Here is a 17,675-nt window from a genome sequence, read left to right on the forward strand (position 1 = left end):
ATACGGAGGGAGAGAGATGAATGCCAAAAAATGTCAAAACACAATATTTCCCCTTACAAGGATATCTCCAGCCTGAGAGCGATATTACTGAGCGTTTTCTGTGCGCCTTTAAAATCAAAAATATCTATTTGTTCCTGAATCTGCTGTATCTCCTTATCAACCCCCCGGTTGAGCAAATGTTTTTTCACGGATTCTATATGGCTTTCGGCTTCCACACGATTTTTACTAATAAGATCGGATAACTCTGTCAGAATCGGTTGAATCTCAGACGGGCTTAATATGTTATCTTTGTCGTGTATATCAGATTGTTCAGCGATATTAGCTTCCGGAATATCTTCGAGACTTCGGACAGATTTCAGTATCTGTTCCATGGCCTGTTCCAGCTTTCTGATCTTCGGATCAAAATCAGTCAGCGCGTTTTTTTTTATGCTATGCTCAAGTTCCTGGGCTGCCTGTTGCAATTGTGTCGCGGAAAGATTCCCAGCGATCCCTTTAATTGTATGAACCTGGACGCGGGCATCCTCCATCTCCATATTGATAAGGAGGTTTTTTATCTCAGTTGCGATGCCTGCGTAATTTTTAGCCAACTCTTTGACAAGTTTTATAAAAATATTTTCTTTTCCCCCTAATCGCCGCAATGCCGTGTCCACGTCAAACGCCTTGTTTAATTCAGGACTGACAAATGGTAATTGAAAGCCTTTTTTTTGCTTGGCTGTGATGACCTCCTGAGCTTCTTCGTTTTTGTCCGGGGCTTCGCACGCTGAACATTCGGGTTTGTTTGTTATCCATCTTGCCATTGTTGCGAAAAGCGATTCAGGATCAATGGGTTTGGTAATATAATCATCCATACCTGCTTCCAGACATTTTTCCCGGTCCCCCTGCATCGCGTGGGCAGTCATGGCGATAATCGGAATTCGGAATTTATGATTTTCCTGGTTTTGTATTTCATTCTCTGTTTTCCGAATTGACCTTGTGGCCTCATAACCGTCCATCTCAGGCATCTGCACATCCATGAGTACAACATCATAAGGAAAGGGAATTTGTTCAGATGTTGAATGTCGCCTCACCTTGCAGAACGGATCGAATTTTGAGCATATCGCGTCAACCGCTTCTTTCCCGTTATTTACTGTTTCCACAATAATTTCAGAGTCACGCAATATCTCCATAGCCACCTGCTGATTGATGGGATTGTCTTCTGCCAGGAGAACCCGCGCTCCCCTGACACATTCCATTGCATAAGGTTCATTGGTCACGTACTGATCCTTTTCAAATAGGTTCTCAGCTTTCATCTCAAAAACTTGCATGATTGTATCAAATAACAAGGATATTTTTACAGGTTTGGTCAGAAATGCCTTTATATTTGTCATTTCAGCACATGGTATATCTTCTTCCTGACCAAAGGCAGTCATTATGATAATCGGAATCCGTGTTCCGTTTTCCTGGATTCGAATCGCTTTTATTGTCTCAATTCCGTCCATTTCCCCCGGCATCTTCCAGTCAATGAATAGCAGGTTATATGAATTCCCATTGCGAGTCTGCTGTAATTCCTCCAGTACTTGTCTGCCCGAACTTACTGATGAGACGGTAAAACCAAAAGTTGTCAGTGCGTCCTCCAAAAATTCCCGAAATGTTTCGTTGTCGTCCGCTATAAGGATTCTCTTATCCCGGAGGTCCGGGGGGATAACAAACCGCTGCTCCGTGTCTTCCGGACGGACCGAGAATTTTGCTGTGAAATAAAAACAGCTGCCGTCCCCGGGATTGCTCTCTATCCAGATATCTCCCCCCATCATTTCCACCAGCCATTTACAGATGGTCAGCCCCAGACCTGTGCCGCCATATTCCCGGGTGGTGGACCCGTCAGCCTGGGTAAAAGGGGTGAACAGTTTCGATATCTGTTCTCCGGGGATTCCGATGCCAGTATCTCTGACTGAAAATCTGAGCATCACTTTTTCTTCAATTCTCAGAGAATTGTTGTCACCTGCCCTTTCCTGGTCACAGCGTTCCACATTGATGAGGATTTCCCCCTCATCTGTGAACTTAACTGCATTGTTTGTCAGATTGATGAGAACCTGCCCGAGACGAAGTGAATCCCCGATCAGCGAGCAAGGCACATTTTGGTCAATGGAAATGATCATTTCAATTTTCTTTTCAGCAGCCTTGCTGGAAAACATATCAGACAGGTTATCCATCACATCATGTAACTGAAAATCAACAGACTCCAAATCCAATTTACCGGCCTCGATCTTGGAGTAATCTAAAATGTCATTGATGATGCCGAGGAGAACCCGGGCCGAAGTTCCTATTTTTTCAAGATAATCAAACTGTTTATCTGTCATATCTGTTTTTAGGGCCAGATTTGTCAGTCCCATAATGGCATTCATCGGTGTCCTGATTTCGTGGCTCATATTGGCAAGAAACTGACTTTTGGACTGGGTGGCGGCTTCGGCCTTTTCCTTGGCAACCTGAAGCTCTTCGGTGCGCAGGTCCACCAAATCCTCCAGATGTTCCTTATACGCGATTAACTCTGCCTGGGTCCGCTTGATATCTGTAATGTCCCTCATAACACCCACCAGCGTTTTCTTTCCTGTTGCGGGATGTTTAAACAAAGCTCTCTTGGTGGATATGGTGCGCAATTCATCAGACGAATCTGTGAATTTTTCCTCATGCACATTCTCAATATTTGTGGTAAAAACTGCGTCATCTTTTTCCCAGAAAGTGTCTGCCTGCTCCTCAGAGAAAAAATCGTAATCTGTTTTTCCCAAAAGTTCCTCTTTGGGAAATCCCACGAAATCGCAATATGCGTCATTCAATATGATCCATCGGTGGTGTTCATCTTTTACAAAAATAGGGTCAGGAACGGAATTAAGGATATTGTTAAGAAAATCTCTGGATTTTTCCAGTTCGTCAGCGAACCGCTTTCGCTCTGTAATATCATGAGAAACCACCCCGACATGAGTGACTTCACCCTCCTCATTAAAATAGGGAGAATAAATCACCTGGTAATATCCAAGGCCCCGTCCGTGGAAATTAAACCAGTTTTCATATCTGGATTCCTTTCCTGCAAAGCACCGATCCACATTTTGCTTAATGCTTTTTTCGAAAATTTCATGGCCCCAGACTTCCGCCACCGTATTTCCCACGATTTTTTCCCGTGTCTTGTTATAAACATTACAATAGGCTTTGTTCACAGCCTCATATACATAATGTTTATTAATCATTGTCATCAGATCCTTGGACGCATCGGCGATAAATTCAAACTTGCGCGAAGCCTCCTGGGCCTGCTTACTCGCAGTAATATCCTGAATGTGAGCAATGAGGTGTTCAATGGAATTGTCATCCCGGCTGACCCGTGTCATAGAAATAATGGTAAAGACAATTTCACCGTCCTTACGAATGAACCGTTTTTCCATGGAATAGCTGTCAATTTCACCTCGGATAAGACGGTTGAATTCAATGATATCCGGCTCAAGGTCTTCGGGATAGGTCAGCGTTGTCCAGGTTTTTCCCAGGAGTTCCTCATGTGTATAGCCAAGAATCTCGCAGAGCCGGTTATTCACATGAATCCATCCTTTGTCAGGAGAAAGAATAGCCATCCCCCCAGATTCAGTTCAAAATATTTTTGAAACAGTTTTTCACTTTCCCGTAATGCTATTTCCATTTGGATATGTTCGTGAATCTGCTCTTTCAGTTCCTCATTTAACTGAGACAGTTCAGCAGTCCGTTCGAGAACCTTTTGTTCTAATAATGCGGTCATAAGCTGATAACGCCGCTGCTGCATTATTATTAAAATAAGGATCACAAACAACAACCCAATAATAACCCCTTCTTTATACCACACATTGTGGGTAAATATCCCCCATAATAAAACAGAGGCGAGGGCGAAAGCAGAAAACAGTGTCCAAAATCGTTTCATAGATGACTCCTAGACTTGAAATTTGAAATTTGAAACGACGTTTTTCCGTCATAACCGGAGGAACTGAAACTTAACCTTCTGATATAATATTATTACTCGATGTTCAAATTTCTTCTGTCATTCTGTTCGACTGAGACTTGGGCGAAAGCAGGAATCCGTTTTTGGCCGATGCGGTGTTTTTGGGAGCAGCGGATTCCAGCCTTCATTTTATCCGCTATGATTCACATATTCGGAGGCCAGGACAACCAGTTTTTCAAACTCCTCTTCCAGCTTATAAATAAGCGAACGGGCCTTGTCTGATTCGTTGTTTTTTCCTGAAATTTCAATTTGATATGCAATTTCACACAGTTTGTTTGCAGAAATAGTGGCGCACATTCCTTTGATGCTGTGTCCCTGCATTCTTATTTCTTCAGAATTATTTTTATCCAGGGCGCCCCTTAATTTTTCAATGTAAATCGGAATTTCCTGAAAAGCCATCGTCAGGATATCTTTGAAAAGTGATTCATTTCCTTCCACACGCTTCAGCAATTCGGCCCTGTCAAAAGTAATTTTATCTTCAGCTACTTGCGGTCGGACAGGGGAGGAGTCTGACACATCTTTTTTTAAAATCCATTTTTCAATAATATCAATAAGCCTGTCAGTTTTTATGGGTTTGGATATATAATCATTCATTCCCGCCTCAATACAGCGTTCCCTGTCTTCCTTCATGGCATGAGCAGTTATAGCGATGATGGGAATCTCATGACTGATCACTCCTGATTGCGGATCACGAATTTTTTTTGTCGCCTCCATGCCGTCCATTTCCGGCATCTGAACATCCATAAAAACAATATCGTAGGGATGTTTTTTAAGAATTTCAAGAGCTTCCAAACCATTGCCTGCAATATCCGCATAGAACCCCAGTTTATTCAGAATTGCCTGAGCCACAATTTGGTTGATCTCATTGTCTTCCACAAGCAGAATGCGGATAGTTTTTTTCAACTCATCGGAGATAGGATATTTTTTTATGGTGAAATCGGTCTGTTTATCCTCTTTAACAGCATTATCGGGGCTGTTGTCTCCTTTTTCCAAAAAAGCCGTAAACCAGAATCTGCTTCCTTTGCCGGCTTCACTTTCCACGCCGATTTCGCCTCCCATCAGCTCTGTCAGTTGCTTGGAGATAGCCAGCCCCAGTCCTGTTCCGCCGTATTTTCGGGACATTGAGGCATCTGCCTGGGAAAAGGATTTAAAAAGACGCCCCATGCGATCTTTCGGAATACCAATACCCGTATCTGCCACTGAAAAGCGTATCATGGCATGAGTATCGCTGTCTTTTTCCAAAGAAATATGGACGCTCACATTTCCTTTTTCCGTAAATTTTATCGCATTGTTCACAAGGTTGATGAGTATCTGACCCAGGCGCTCGGCATCCCCGATAAGCATCAGGGGAACATCATGATGAATAAGGCAGTCCAGTCTGAGCCCTTTTTCCGCTGCCTTTGGTTTCAGCATACGGACCACATTTCTGGTCATATTTTCGAGGTTAAAATCAAAAATTTCCAGATCAAGCTTTCCTGCCTCAATTTTGGAAAAATCAAGAATATTATTAATGAGAGAAAGGAGCAGTTTTGAGGAAGAATGAATGACTTCGGTCTGATATTGCTGTTCCTTACTGAGATTTGTATCAAGCAGGAGTCCTGTCATGCCGAGGATGGCATTCATGGGGGTGCGGATTTCATGGCTCATGTGGGCCAGAAATTCGCTTTTGGCCCTGCTGGCGTTTTCTGCTGCTTCTTTGGCCTTTTTCAATTCAGCTTCGGCTCGTTCCAGGCGATAATACGCCAGACTGAGTTCTCTGCCTTCCTGTATGAAGAACTGTTTTTCTCCGTAAGAAGAGCGGGCCAGCTCAATCAGCAGTATCTTTTTCTTGTCTAAGGAAACAGCGACGGCCTCAAGTGCGCAGTCATTCCCCTCCGAATCTGTTTCAAGCCACGGCCCCGAATTCAGTCTTCCCCTGGTTTCCGTTGCCCAGAATTCTTCCGCGTCAATCAGGAAATTTTCAAGAAAAGGGAATTTCTCCTGAGGTCTGAATTCCTCATTCTCGGCCTCGATTTCCGGAAAAAATCGCTTCAGCCAATCCGGAAAATCCCCCAACAACTGAAACACTCCCCCGTCTCTGTGTTTCATCGCTATTATATCCAGAATATCAAAAATTTCACACAAAATTGACTCCATATTCACCAAACACATTTTCCGAATATTAACTCATCAAAACAAAAACCTGCGACCGTCACGTCATCCTGTCTTTCATTTTCGCCCTGGTAAGCATTAAAAGCCTGAAGAAGCACATCCCGCTGTTTTTCAAAAGGTAATCGTGCATTTTCCTTCAGCAGATTTCTGAATCGCCTGCTGCCGAACCGGCGGTCCCTCTCCCCCCCGAGCTGATCTGTAAAACCGTCAGTAAAAATATAAAAGGACATATTCTTATCAATCGTAATTTTATGATTGGTAAAGTTAAAATTCAAATCAGACCTTTTATAACCAATGCTTTGTCGGTCGCCTTTAATGAAACAGACCTCACCATTATGAATATAGATCAGGGGAAGTCTTGCTCCGGCAAATGTCAGTGAATAGGCATCCGTTGTCTGTTTTTCTGTTTTCTGATCACTGATTGCGGGTTGAATACTGAAAATCCCGGCATCCATGCCGTCATCGGAAAGCGCATATCCCGTATCCTGCTGAAGAGACGTTTTGACAATAAAATTCAGCCGCCTGAGGATTTCCGAGGGATCACGGCATCCCTCGTCTCTTATGATTCTTCGCAGCCCGGAAGAAGCAATCATGGTCATAAAGGCCCCGGGCACACCATGTCCGGTGCAGTCAATGACCGCTCCCACGATCCCGTCCTCAAAGGAGTCAAAAAATAAAATATCTCCGCCCAGGATATCTCTTGGCATCCAGATAAAAAAACTGTGAGGAAAATAACACTTGACACGGTCCGGATCCGGAAGCAGAGACCGCTGTATCATTTTAGCGTACTGGATACTTTCCATGACCTTCCGATTGGCAGCCTCGGCAGCTTCTTTTGATTTCTTCAATTCTGCTTCAGTTTGTTCCAGACGGTGATATGCCAGACTGAGTTCTCGGCTTTTCTGTATGAAAAACTGTTTCTCTTTCTGGGAATAGCGGGCCGGTTCGACAAGCAATAATTTTCTTTTTCCTGAAAAAATCGCCGTTGCTTCAAGCTCGCAACTGTTCCCCTGATCGTCACTTTCAGCCCATGCGCCTGATTTTAAAGGTTCTGTATTTTCCGATGTCCAGCAGTCTTCCGCGTCAATCAGAAAATTTTCAAGAAAGGGAGAGTTTTCTTCAGGTCTGAATCTTTTTCCCGGGACAGCCTGCGGAAAGAAGGGTTTTAAGCATTCCGGAACAGTACCGAGCAGTTGAAAGGACGCGTCATCTCCGCGCTCCGCCACAAGAATATCCAAAAGATTAAACACATCCGCCAGAAAGGATTCATCCGTCATCTTCAGCAGCCTCATAAGAAAACACCTGTCCGGGCATGTCAGTCCCCTGTAAACTGAGTGTGGCTTTTGAAAAGTCAGCCTGAAAATCATCTGCCGCCCGGAACGTGTTTTCGTCAATCAGTATCTCATTCGGGCGTGCCTGTTTTTCAAGCTCCGATGCCAGATTCACATACCGGCCGATAACACTCAGGGTTTTTCTGCGATCCCAGCTTCCAATGATTCCCAGGACCGCCTTCCCTGATGCAATGCCAATTCCGATATCAAAAGTATCCTGCTTTTCCCTTTGTCTGACTTTGTTCAGAGATCGTACATTTTTAATCATGCGGAAGCCTGCCTTAACAGACTGAACAGAGGGAGACACGCCCGGAAGAATGCCAAAAACCCCCATCACCGCATCTCCCATAATCTTATCTGCCACACCGCCCTCGTCAAGAACAGGCCGGACAATGGCGGTCATATATTCATCCAGGGATTTTAACACCCGGACAGGGGATATTTTCTCAGAGTAGGAAGTGAATCCTCGGATATCCGCAAAAAGAACAGAAAGATATTTGCTATCTCCTGGTTCCTGAAGGGTAAGGTGAAACACTTTTTCACTATTTTTCTTTGCCAGATACTGATTCATCATTTTTAAATGTCTGTCCCTGAAAAGGCGCAACTCATTTGCCTCCTGCTGCAAAGCAACCAGATGCGCCTCTTTCAGGGTGGCATCCAGCAAAAGCAGCCAATAATATCCCTGTTCTCCGGAGAAAATATGGACATCTGCTGAAATACCGGATTCCATTGTCACACAGGACAGGGACATTTGTTCGTCATCCGGAGGAAAAAGTCCCTCCAGCAGGAGGATGCGTTCTTCCATATGTTCCCCTTTTTTAAGGTCAGTAAAGCCATATGCTTCAGGATTGCCGCCCCAGTTCATCAGACGACCATCCTTTTCCAACAGGAAAAAGGCAGGGGAACGATCTTTAAAAGAGAGGTTATAAAGATATTCGAGAACTGGCGGAGCAAGGTCTGGCATTTTTTTTATCCTTCTAACATTTTATTGGCAAGTAACAGGAAAGCGTCTTCCACGCCTGTTCCTGTTTTTGCGCTTGTTCTGAGTACGGTCAGACCGTCTTCTGACAACTGATCAATGATTTCATCATCAATCTCCCACTCATCTTCAAGGTCTGACTTGTTGAAAAGCAAAATAAACGGAACGTTGCCGATGTTTTCCTCAACCCTTTCCCGCAACTCCAAAGCAGTATTCAGCGTGGACCTGCGGGTTCCGTCCACCACTAAAAAATAGCCGGAAGCACCTCTGATATAAGACATTTGCACTTTTTGGAAATTGTCTTCTCCGTATATGTCCCACAAAAGGAGGTTCACTTCCTGTCCGTTCACTGAAATTGTTTTTTTATCAATCTTTACGCCCACAGTGGTCAGGTATTTGTCAGAAAACATACTTTTTACAAATCGCTGTACAAGACTGGTTTTTCCTACTGAAAAGGCCCCCAGCATACAGATTTTTTTCTTAATCATAAATTTTTATCCCCAGTTTGGTGGCAGGAGAGTTTCCTCTTCATTTTCGGTTTCTTCAGGTGAGGAATCCGGTTGAGCTTCACTCACCCCGTTTTTTTTATCAGATGGGTCAGATTCAGCTTTATCAGCCCCGCTTCTGTCCTCAGGTGAGATATTCTCTGATTCGTCAGATCTGGTTTCTTCAGAGTCAATAATTACCCTGAAGCTTACACAACGGTTAAATTCTCTGTCTGCTTCCGAAATTTCTTCTTTCAAAGGTTCCTCTGCTCCCACACCTTTTGATATAAACATCTCTGCGTTAAAGCCCTTTGAAACCAGGATGGAAAATAATTCATCAGCCCGCTTTTTGCTGATTTCCAGATTTCTCTCATCAGAGCCTACGCTGTCTGTATGACCGATAATTTCAATACGGACAGGTTTGTCAAAAATTTGCACCAGATCAGAAATATTCTTAACATCTTTAACCAGTTCATCCACTGCATCTTTCTGATCAGATTTGACTGTTACAGAAACCCTGTCGAAAAAAAACAATGTGTTTTCAATTTTTTCGCTGATGATTTCAATTTGTTTCAGGTCAAGATCAATGACATTGTCACTTCGGAACCCTAAAATACCGGGAATTGTCTCCGACAATTTCTCAGATTCGATAATCCACTGATGGGAAGCTTTTCCTTCAGCCCAAAGAATGCCATCCTTTAGTTCAAATGTTATGGTTTCCGGAGGTCTGAGAACACTGCTGATCCGCCGGATAATGAATGTCGGGTGGGATGAATGGTAAAGCTCCCAGTTGAATTTTACGCTGCCGGGTTTAATCTTCGCCTCTTTTAAAATTTCCACAGGATCAGCAGCCAGCGTATCCCTAAGCCCGAAAACATGATATTTGCCGGACTGTTTTTCTGTTTCAGTAATGACAATGCCCGGTTCCTCATGTAATCTGTCCAAATAATCTCTCCAACGCATATAGTCCCGAACAGAAAAAAAAGACCAGGTCCCGAGGCAGAGCATCACGAGTCCTAAAAATCCCCATAACACATAAGGATTTTTTTCTTTTGCCTTAAACTGACTTTTAAGACAGTCTGAAAGGCGGTCTTTTGTGGGTTCAAACGGAGCCGTGTCCCCGTTAAAAGACCTGAGATTGTCAAGTTGCTCAAAATGTATGGCATCCAGAGTCTCACGCAGGAGCGACGGAAACTCGGCCGGCGCGTTTCCCCAGACAACCGCGGCCAGCACAGCCTGGGAACTCTGTTCAATCCATACGCTGCGGTCCCCGAACTGTAAGTTTTCAAGGGTGTCATCCTGTCCCGCGCCAAAAGAATCCCGGACAAAATCCTGAATGGCCGTGAGCATGGCAGAGACCATATCCGGGTCCTGGGCCACGGCCTCTTCTGTCACCACATTCTGAAGCACCAGTCCGGTCTCTTTGTGAATCAGAAAAAGCTGTTCAACCTGATACACGAGGGAATGAAGCAGGGCCACCTCGCCAAAAGGCTTTTTGGTCTTAAACGCTTCAAACCGCCACTTCAGCCCCCGCATGGAAAGACCGTGTTCAAGCGTGGCGCTGAAGGTCTGGATCATTTCTTTAATCAGGGAGGTAATGGCTCTCTTAATCGCAGGCAGCATCACCGGCACAAGCGTATCCACAAGATTCGCGGGATTTTTTTTCACAGACGCTTTGATGGCTTCCTCAGTCACAGACTCCATTGCAGTGACGATCTGTTTATCCCGGGACGAACGGATCATAATGGCTTCAGGCAGAATCCTGCTGACTTCCTCAGGGTTAAGGGTCTGATCTTTCAGGAGTTCCCGAATCTCATCAAACTGGGACTGCAAGGGACCTACCAGCAGTTTGCGAAGTTCCTCCACAGGATCATCAGCTTTTATGCGCTGCTCTTCCGAAGTTTTTCCGGAAATTTTACCGGTGAATAAGTTTCTCATTATATAATTCGTCTAAAGTAGTATAATTCGTCTAAATCGCCATGCCTGTTGCTGATTTTTATGCTTTGTCATTGTTAATGCGCATTCCCAGCTCTGTAAAAAAATCGGCAAGAGCAGAACGATCAACCTTGGTCATGCGAAGTTCCTGAACGACTTTTTCAATGAGCGAGGCGGTTTCTTCGTATCTTTGCCGGATATCATTGCGCAAACTCTGAGACTGTTCCGAAATCTGCTGCTGTAATTCCTTTGAATTCCTGCCAAAGTCATCATTGAGCCTGTCAAGCCGCATTCTCAATGAGCGGGTCACATCTTTAAACTGTCTTTCAGCATCCCTGACAGATTCGGAACGGGCATTTTCTTCAGCCAGCAGGCGGTCTTCCAATGAGCGATTTATATCTTTGAGCTGTCTTTCAATATTTCTGAAAGACTCTGTCCGTGCGTGCTGTTCGGTTCTTACTTGGTCCTTTAGGGATTCGAGTTCTTTGTTAATAATTTTTTCAAGTGAGTCAAAATTTTCCCTTGCCTCGCTTTTTGAAACCGTCATTTCCTTAAACATGCGTTCTTCCAGCCGGGAAAACCTTTTTTCGTAATCCTGCATCTGGCCGCCAAAAATAAGCTCTCTGATCTTATCTATGTTTTCAGCAGGTTCTGTGTCCGTGCCCGGGGAGGGAGACGCGTCCTCTGATTTATCAGATTTTGTTTTTTCAAATGAAATCAGTGTTTTTTCCGCTTCTTCAGATTTGCTCATTATTTCTTTTTCTCCTTCGGTTATAAAAATTTTACCTTGTTTATTGGCTACGAGCCTCGTAGATGATTTTCTGTTCACATATAAAAGGGGAGTATCTTTTTTTTCAGACAGGTTCATAGCAACACGCCTTACAGAATATAAATCTCAGCAATACAGATGCGGAGTCATTTTTCATTTTACTGATATTATTGATGAAACCCAAATTTTTTAGAATTGCATAACGTATGTTATTTATTTCAAAAACAATTTTTTTGCAAGTTTTTTTTCCATTAAAAAATAAAGTCAGGTGTTCGGTGTCAGGTGTTAAGGTGTTAGGTGTTAGGTGTTAGGTGTTAAGGTGTTAAGTGTTCGGTGTTCGGTGTTAGGAAATAACCCTGAAGCTTGTATTGGTTATTATAACCATGCAGAAACAGCATCCTAATACCTCCTCTTACAGATCACAACTGATTTCGGGCATCTGCAATAGAAAAAAATAAATGTATTGAAAAAAAATGAAACATCATGTAAAAGATGTTTTTTCATAAACAGCGCATACGGTAAATTATTTTTGAAAATTTAAACGCTTAACGATATTAGAAAAAGATCATGCCAAAAACAAAAATAATCTGCACCATCGGCCCTTCGAGCGGAACATCCGAAATTATCCGGGAGCTTATCATTCATGGTATGAATGTTGCCAGACTGAATTTTTCCCACGGTACCCATGAGGAACACAAGGAAAAAATCAATATTATTCGGGCGATTTCCAAAGAACTGAACAAGCCGGTTGCGATTTTACAGGACCTTTGCGGGCCAAAAATCAGAGTGGGTAATATTTGTGAGCCGGGCATACGTCTTGAGCCGGGACAGACCTTTATTTTAACCAATCAGGCAATTCAGTCTGATCATAGGCGGGTTTCTGTTTCCTACGAGAATCTTCCGTCAGAGGTCAGGCCGGAAGACAGGATACTCTTAGCTGATGGCGTAATGGAACTGCTTGTAAAAAAAACAACTCCCACTGAAATTTATTGCGAGGTGATCACAGGCGGGATACTTACTTCACACAAAGGAATTAATCTTCCCACCGGCTCTGTCAAGGCAGATGCCATGACAGACAAGGACAAAGCCGATCTTCTTTTTGGTCTGAAGAATGACGTGGATTATGTGGCACTTTCATTTGTAAAAACAGCAGAAGATATTTTAAAGTTAAAAAATATTATCAGAAAAGAGAATAAACAGACTCCTGTTGTTGCAAAGATCGAAAAACATGAGGCATTGGACAATATCGAAGAAATTATGTCAGCGTCTGACGGCATCATGGTGGCCCGGGGGGACCTGGGCGTGGAAATCCCTCTGGAAAATGTTCCCGGAATACAGAAACAGCTGGTTAAAAAGGCCAACATCATGGGAAAACCTGTCATCATTGCCACCCAGATGCTTCGTTCCATGGTAAATTCGGTTCGTCCCACACGGGCTGAGGCAACTGATGTGGCAAACGCTGTTCTGGACGGGGCAGACGCGGTCATGCTTTCCGAAGAGACTGCAAGCGGAAATTTCCCGGTCCAAGCTGTCCGTTTTATGGTCCGTATCGCTGAAAACGCGGAAAAAAATTTTCCCCATGCCAGATATTTGCGGTTTACACCTGAAAAGAATGTGGCAGAATCTGTGGCGCATGCGTCCTGTGTCTTATCGGATCATCTGAATGCCGCGGCAATTGTTGCCACCACGCGGTCAGGTTTCACAGCCATGCAGATTTCACGTTTCAGGCCCAAAACCAAAATTATTGCCCTGTCCCCTGAGAAAAGGACCATACGCCAGCTTGCGCTGTACTGGGGCTGTTTTCCCAGTTTTGTCCCAGAAACCGGAAATACGGATGAGCGTATTGAAAAAGCTGCTGTGTCAGCAATTGAAACCGGAAAAGTTTCAAAAGGTGATCTCATCGTAATCACAACAGGGCATCCGGTGTGGGCCGCGGGTACCACCAACATGATGCGGGTCAAACGGCTCTGAGCAAAAAAAATTCGGAAAAGACTTTTTTCAGTTGGTAGTTCAGCGTTTAGGCGGTATGAGACCGCCTAAACGCTGAACTACCAACTGGTGCGGAACTACCAACCGTATATTCATTTTTAAAAATTGTCTGACAAGTATATTGCAAAAAAAAATTAAAATATTTCAGTTGTAACATCGGTCAGGAAGTTATAACTATCTGAAATCACTAAGACTGAATTTGGGCTGTCTGAATCAGCCAGTTTTAGTTGCCTGCTTTCTGTGCAGTCTTCCCCTTTGACAAGCTCAGGACCCGGGTTTTGGCGTTGTTTGGTCATACGCGGTTCCCTGAGCCTGTCGAGGGGAAAGAACAGCATCGGCAAAAAAATAATCGCAAAAAGTGAAATTTTCAAACGGTTCAGACAACATCATAACAGGAAGGGATCGTATCAGTGAAAATTCTGAAAAAAACAAGGTACATGCTTTTTTGGTGTGCCATATTATCAATATTCCATTACCCGGCCGCATCTGTGGCAAAAAGCACTTCATTTCATAGTACCGCGCTGAAACCCGGAAAGGTTGAGATGGGAATAAACCAGCGCTTCCGATATGAATATCTGGACGAGTTTAACATCAAAAAATATGGAACCGGCCATGATGATAATGTCCTGCTCAGTCGTACACAACCGTACCTGCGCTACACCATTTCCCGGGGACCGTCTGTTTTTCTTCAGGGACAGGATTCCCGTTTTTGGTTTTCCGATGACATTGATAAGGAAGATTATATTCAGGGATGCCCTTACTATAATGAATTTGATCTTCATCAGGCTTACCTTGAATGGCGAACCATCGCTGAAACACCATTTGGTTTCAAGGCTGGCCGGCAATCCGTCGGATACGGGGATACTCGGATTTTCGGCCCCGGAGGCTGGGGCAATGTGGGACGTCATCTTTGGGATGCCGGTATTGTGTATTATGAAACAAAAAATATAAAATTTGATTTTATTTATGGCAAGAAAATTTTTTATGACTGGGACAGATTTGATGAGGATCATTATGATTATCACGCTTATGGTATGTATGTTCAGACAAAGCCTCTGACTGACCATACCCTTGATTTTTTTTATGCGGTCAAAGACAGTGACAGCGGTATAAGTGAGGATGATGAATTTACCGTTCAGACAGCCGGATTTTACGGAAAAGGCAAATGGCATCAGTTCGACTATAATGCAACCGCCGCGTACCAATTCGGAGATGATGGGAAAGACGATATTGCAGCATATATGATGCATGCCGAGGTGGGATTTACAACAGCCCTTCGTTTCAAACCCCGCCTGGCAGCAGGATATACCATCGGATCCGGAGATGAAGATCCGAATGACGATGATCAGGGAACCTATGACGGGGTTTTCGGCGGGGTTGCAAAATATTACGGCCGAATGAATCTGTTTTCCGGCTCGAATCTGACGAACTGGCAAACCAGTATTGCTGTCAAACTGTACAAAGGCTTTTCCATTTGCGTGGATTATCACTGGTTTCGTCTGGCTGAAAAAAAGGATGCCTGGTATTACTGCAATAACAAGGTGATGCGTAAAGATGAGACTGGTGATTCCGGATCGGATCTGGGAGAAGAGCTGGATATGGTTTGCAAATACAAAATAAATTCTCATCTGAAACTGATGGCCGGGTATGCCTGTTTTTTTCCCGGATATTTTGTTGAAAACACCGGAACGGCTGAAGATGCCCACTGGGCATTCACCCAAGTCATATTTTCATTTTAATCCGTGAAAGAATATGCTGATTATAACGGATTTAGGAGAGGCTCTGATTTCAAAAGGCTGACCCAACCTTCTTTTTTTTGGAGGGAACCGGACGAACATTCCCGAAAAACCGGGGTTTCTGAGGGGACAGATGTCCCGAATTTTTAATTATTGCCAGCCCCTTTTAAATCAATTGGTTACAAAAATTATTCGAACTATTGGCGGATAATTTTAAATATTATCAACTAACACACCGGAAACGTTAATGACAGAAATAATGTCGGAGGTAATCATATGTCGGTGGATCCAAAAAATGTGAAAATCCTATTAGTCGAAGATGCCATGACAATGCGCAAAATCGAAATAAAAACGCTTAATTCACTGGGATATAAAGAAATCACCGAAGCAAAGGACGGAAACCAGGCCATTGAAAAGCTTCGGGAAGAGAAAAAAATTGATTTAATCATCAGTGACTGGAACATGCCGGGTATGGACGGTTACGAACTCCTGGTATGGGTACGTGCGAATGAGGAATATAAGGACATTCCTTTTCTTATGGCCACTGGTCAGGGCGACATAAAACAGGAGCGAAAGGCTGTTGTGGCCGGTGTGAGCAGCTTTGTGGCCAAACCTTTTAACGCTGATGAACTGAAAAATAAAATTGATGAGGCGTTCGGCGTCAAGGACGATGATAAAATTTTCGTAGAGGAAGTAAAATCAAGAAAGACAACGACCGGAAAGGTAAGGCTGAAAGTCGCACATATTCAGATTACCGATCATCTGGTTTTGGGCGTATTAAAACACCTGATTGAAAAGAAAACCATAAGCCCCAAATATTTTGAACTGGAAACTCAGTGTATGCGGGGATGGAATCCTGTGAAGGACTCACTGGGAAAAGGCACGGTTGATGCGGCCTGCATCCTGGCCCCGATTGCCATGGACCTTTTCAGTTTCGGAAGCCCTATTAAGCTGATACTGTTTGCTCATAAGAGCGGCAGCATATTTGTCCGTAACAAACAGGGGATATATCACAAACCTTTCCAGAATTTCTTTAAGAACAAATCATTTATTATCCCTCATAATATGTCAGTCCACCATATGCTTTGCCACATGTTTTTTACTAAAATCGGTCTTAACCCCGGGGTGGCCGGAGAAAGGGGGATTAATGTAAATTTTGAAGTGGTTGACCCGATTCTGATGCCTGAATTTCTCCGTAACAATCCCAATTCCGGAGGCTTCATGGTGGCCGAACCCCTGGGAACAAAGGCCATTGCCTCAGGCATTGCCGAGTTGCAGTTCCTTTCCAACGAACTCTGGGAACAGCATCCCTGCTGTGTGGTCGCGATGCGGGAAGACATTATCGGACAATACCCGGACGCGGTTCACGAATTTACGGAAATGCTTGTTCAGGCAGGTGAATTTATTCAGAAAAAGCCTGAACTGGCTGCGGAGGTCGCGGTGGATTTCCTGGATCCGAATAAAAAATTAGGTCTGAAAGTTCCTCTGCTTAAAAACGTTCTTACGGAAAGCCAAGGAATTAAAACAACAGATCTGTTTCCGGAAATCCAGGACCTTGATAAAATTCAGCAATACATGGCCAATCAGATGGGACTCGGCTCCCTCATTGATTTGGAAAAATTTGTTGATACCCAGTTTGCCGACGCTGTTTTTAAAGAGAGGGCAGCGCCCACAAATCCCTCAGTCCTTCATGATACAGCATCGTTGGCTATTGAACTTCTGAAACGCGGCGTGATTGAGGAAGACAAAGCCTCGTCAAAAGCCATGCTGAACAAGGAAGGGAAATATCTTACGTTTAACCTGGGTGATCAGGAATTCGGTATTGATATTCTGAAAATCAGGGAAATTATCGGAATGATACCCATCCGAACGGTTCCCCAGCTTCCGCGGTTTATCAAAGGCGTCATCAATCTCAGAGGCAAAGTGATTCCGGTGATGGATCTCAGACTCAGATTCGGAATGAAGGAATTTGAATACACAGAGCGGACGTGCATCGTGGTTTTGGAACATGAAATAGACGGCAAGTCCATACAGATGGGGATTGCCGTGGATTCGGTTTCAGAAGTGCTGCCCATCAAAGCCTCTGTTATTGAGGACACCCCTTCTTTCGGTGTCAGTCTGGATACCCGGCACATCCTGGCAGTGGCCAAAATAGAAGGAAGTGTAAAAATTCTGCTTGATATAGACCATGTTATTTTTGGTAAAGACAACAACATGTTTGTTGAGGACCTTCTCTGATCCTCGTCTGAGTCTGATGTTTCAAGCTGCAATAAAAACCTGTTGCTCCTGACCGTGCTTATACTTTAAAT

11 protein-coding genes are annotated in these 17,675 nt (G+C 43.8%); 3 read left to right on the plus strand and 8 right to left on the minus strand.

Annotation, left to right across the window (positions count from 1 at the left end):
* Positions 1–53: 53 nt before the first annotated feature.
* The 8 genes from dnm_RS19600 to dnm_RS19635 form a co-directional block, all read right to left on the minus strand.
* Positions 54–3,593 carry a PAS domain-containing hybrid sensor histidine kinase/response regulator gene (locus dnm_RS19600; protein ID WP_207678594.1) on the minus strand — a complete coding sequence of 1,180 codons (3,540 nt, stop codon included), beginning with the start codon at positions 3,591–3,593 and terminating at the stop codon, positions 54–56.
* On the minus strand, positions 3,554–3,913 hold the full coding sequence (locus tag dnm_RS19605) for a hypothetical protein (RefSeq protein ID WP_207678595.1): 360 nt from the start codon (positions 3,911–3,913) through the stop codon (positions 3,554–3,556). The genes dnm_RS19600 and dnm_RS19605 overlap by 40 nt, the downstream gene beginning before the upstream one ends.
* Positions 3,914–4,120: 207 nt before the next feature.
* The gene (locus dnm_RS19610; protein ID WP_207678596.1) at positions 4,121–6,115 is read right to left on the minus strand and encodes an ATP-binding protein; all 1,995 of its coding nucleotides are present in this window, start codon (positions 6,113–6,115) and stop codon (positions 4,121–4,123) included.
* Positions 6,116–6,129: 14 nt separating this feature from the next.
* Entirely contained in the window at positions 6,130–7,419 is a 1,290-nt protein-coding gene (locus tag dnm_RS19615) for a SpoIIE family protein phosphatase (protein WP_207678597.1), read from the minus strand.
* Positions 7,409–8,437 (minus strand): adenylate/guanylate cyclase domain-containing protein, encoded by a 1,029-nt coding sequence (locus dnm_RS19620; RefSeq protein ID WP_207678598.1) that lies wholly within the window; start codon positions 8,435–8,437, stop codon positions 7,409–7,411. The genes dnm_RS19615 and dnm_RS19620 overlap by 11 nt, the downstream gene beginning before the upstream one ends.
* A 5-nt stretch (positions 8,438–8,442) precedes the next feature.
* Entirely contained in the window at positions 8,443–8,940 is a 498-nt protein-coding gene (locus dnm_RS19625) for a Rab family GTPase (RefSeq protein ID WP_207678599.1), read from the minus strand.
* Between the two features lie 6 nt (positions 8,941–8,946).
* The gene (locus dnm_RS19630; protein WP_207678600.1) at positions 8,947–10,875 is read right to left on the minus strand and encodes an OmpA family protein; all 1,929 of its coding nucleotides are present in this window, start codon (positions 10,873–10,875) and stop codon (positions 8,947–8,949) included.
* Between the two features lie 58 nt (positions 10,876–10,933).
* Entirely contained in the window at positions 10,934–11,623 is a 690-nt protein-coding gene (locus tag dnm_RS19635; RefSeq protein WP_207678601.1) for a hypothetical protein, read from the minus strand.
* Between the two features lie 585 nt (positions 11,624–12,208).
* Here dnm_RS19635 and pyk point away from each other — a divergent pair.
* The 3 genes from pyk to dnm_RS31465 all read left to right on the plus strand — a co-directional run bounded on the left by pyk (position 12,209) and on the right by dnm_RS31465 (position 17,604).
* Entirely contained in the window at positions 12,209–13,612 is a 1,404-nt protein-coding gene (gene pyk / locus dnm_RS19640) for a pyruvate kinase (RefSeq protein WP_246556038.1), read from the plus strand.
* Positions 13,613–14,172: 560 nt separating this feature from the next.
* Complete coding sequence (locus dnm_RS19645; protein WP_207678602.1) at positions 14,173–15,369, plus strand: alginate export family protein; 1,197 nt, start codon at positions 14,173–14,175, stop codon at positions 15,367–15,369.
* Positions 15,370–15,642: 273 nt separating this feature from the next.
* Entirely contained in the window at positions 15,643–17,604 is a 1,962-nt protein-coding gene (locus tag dnm_RS31465) for a chemotaxis protein CheW (protein WP_207678603.1), read from the plus strand.
* Positions 17,605–17,675 lie beyond the last annotated feature (71 nt).

Source organism: Desulfonema magnum, assembly GCF_017377395.1.
GTDB classification, from domain to species: domain Bacteria; phylum Desulfobacterota; class Desulfobacteria; order Desulfobacterales; family 4be13; genus Desulfonema_C; species Desulfonema_C magnum.

Coding starts and splice junctions, on each gene's coding strand:
- dnm_RS19630 (WP_207678600.1), bottom strand. CDS start 10,875: ATGAGAAACTTATTCACCGGTAAAATTTCCGGAAAAACTTCGGAAGAG.
- dnm_RS31465 (WP_207678603.1), top strand. CDS start 15,643: ATGTCGGTGGATCCAAAAAATGTGAAAATCCTATTAGTCGAAGATGCC.
- dnm_RS19625 (WP_207678599.1), bottom strand. CDS start 8,940: ATGATTAAGAAAAAAATCTGTATGCTGGGGGCCTTTTCAGTAGGAAAA.
- dnm_RS19615 (WP_207678597.1), bottom strand. CDS start 7,419: ATGACGGATGAATCCTTTCTGGCGGATGTGTTTAATCTTTTGGATATT.
- dnm_RS19605 (WP_207678595.1), bottom strand. CDS start 3,913: ATGAAACGATTTTGGACACTGTTTTCTGCTTTCGCCCTCGCCTCTGTT.
- dnm_RS19645 (WP_207678602.1), top strand. CDS start 14,173: ATGGGAATAAACCAGCGCTTCCGATATGAATATCTGGACGAGTTTAAC.
- dnm_RS19600 (WP_207678594.1), bottom strand. CDS start 3,593: ATGGCTATTCTTTCTCCTGACAAAGGATGGATTCATGTGAATAACCGG.
- dnm_RS19620 (WP_207678598.1), bottom strand. CDS start 8,437: ATGCCAGACCTTGCTCCGCCAGTTCTCGAATATCTTTATAACCTCTCT.
- pyk (WP_246556038.1), top strand. CDS start 12,209: ATGCCAAAAACAAAAATAATCTGCACCATCGGCCCTTCGAGCGGAACA.
- dnm_RS19635 (WP_207678601.1), bottom strand. CDS start 11,623: ATGAGCAAATCTGAAGAAGCGGAAAAAACACTGATTTCATTTGAAAAA.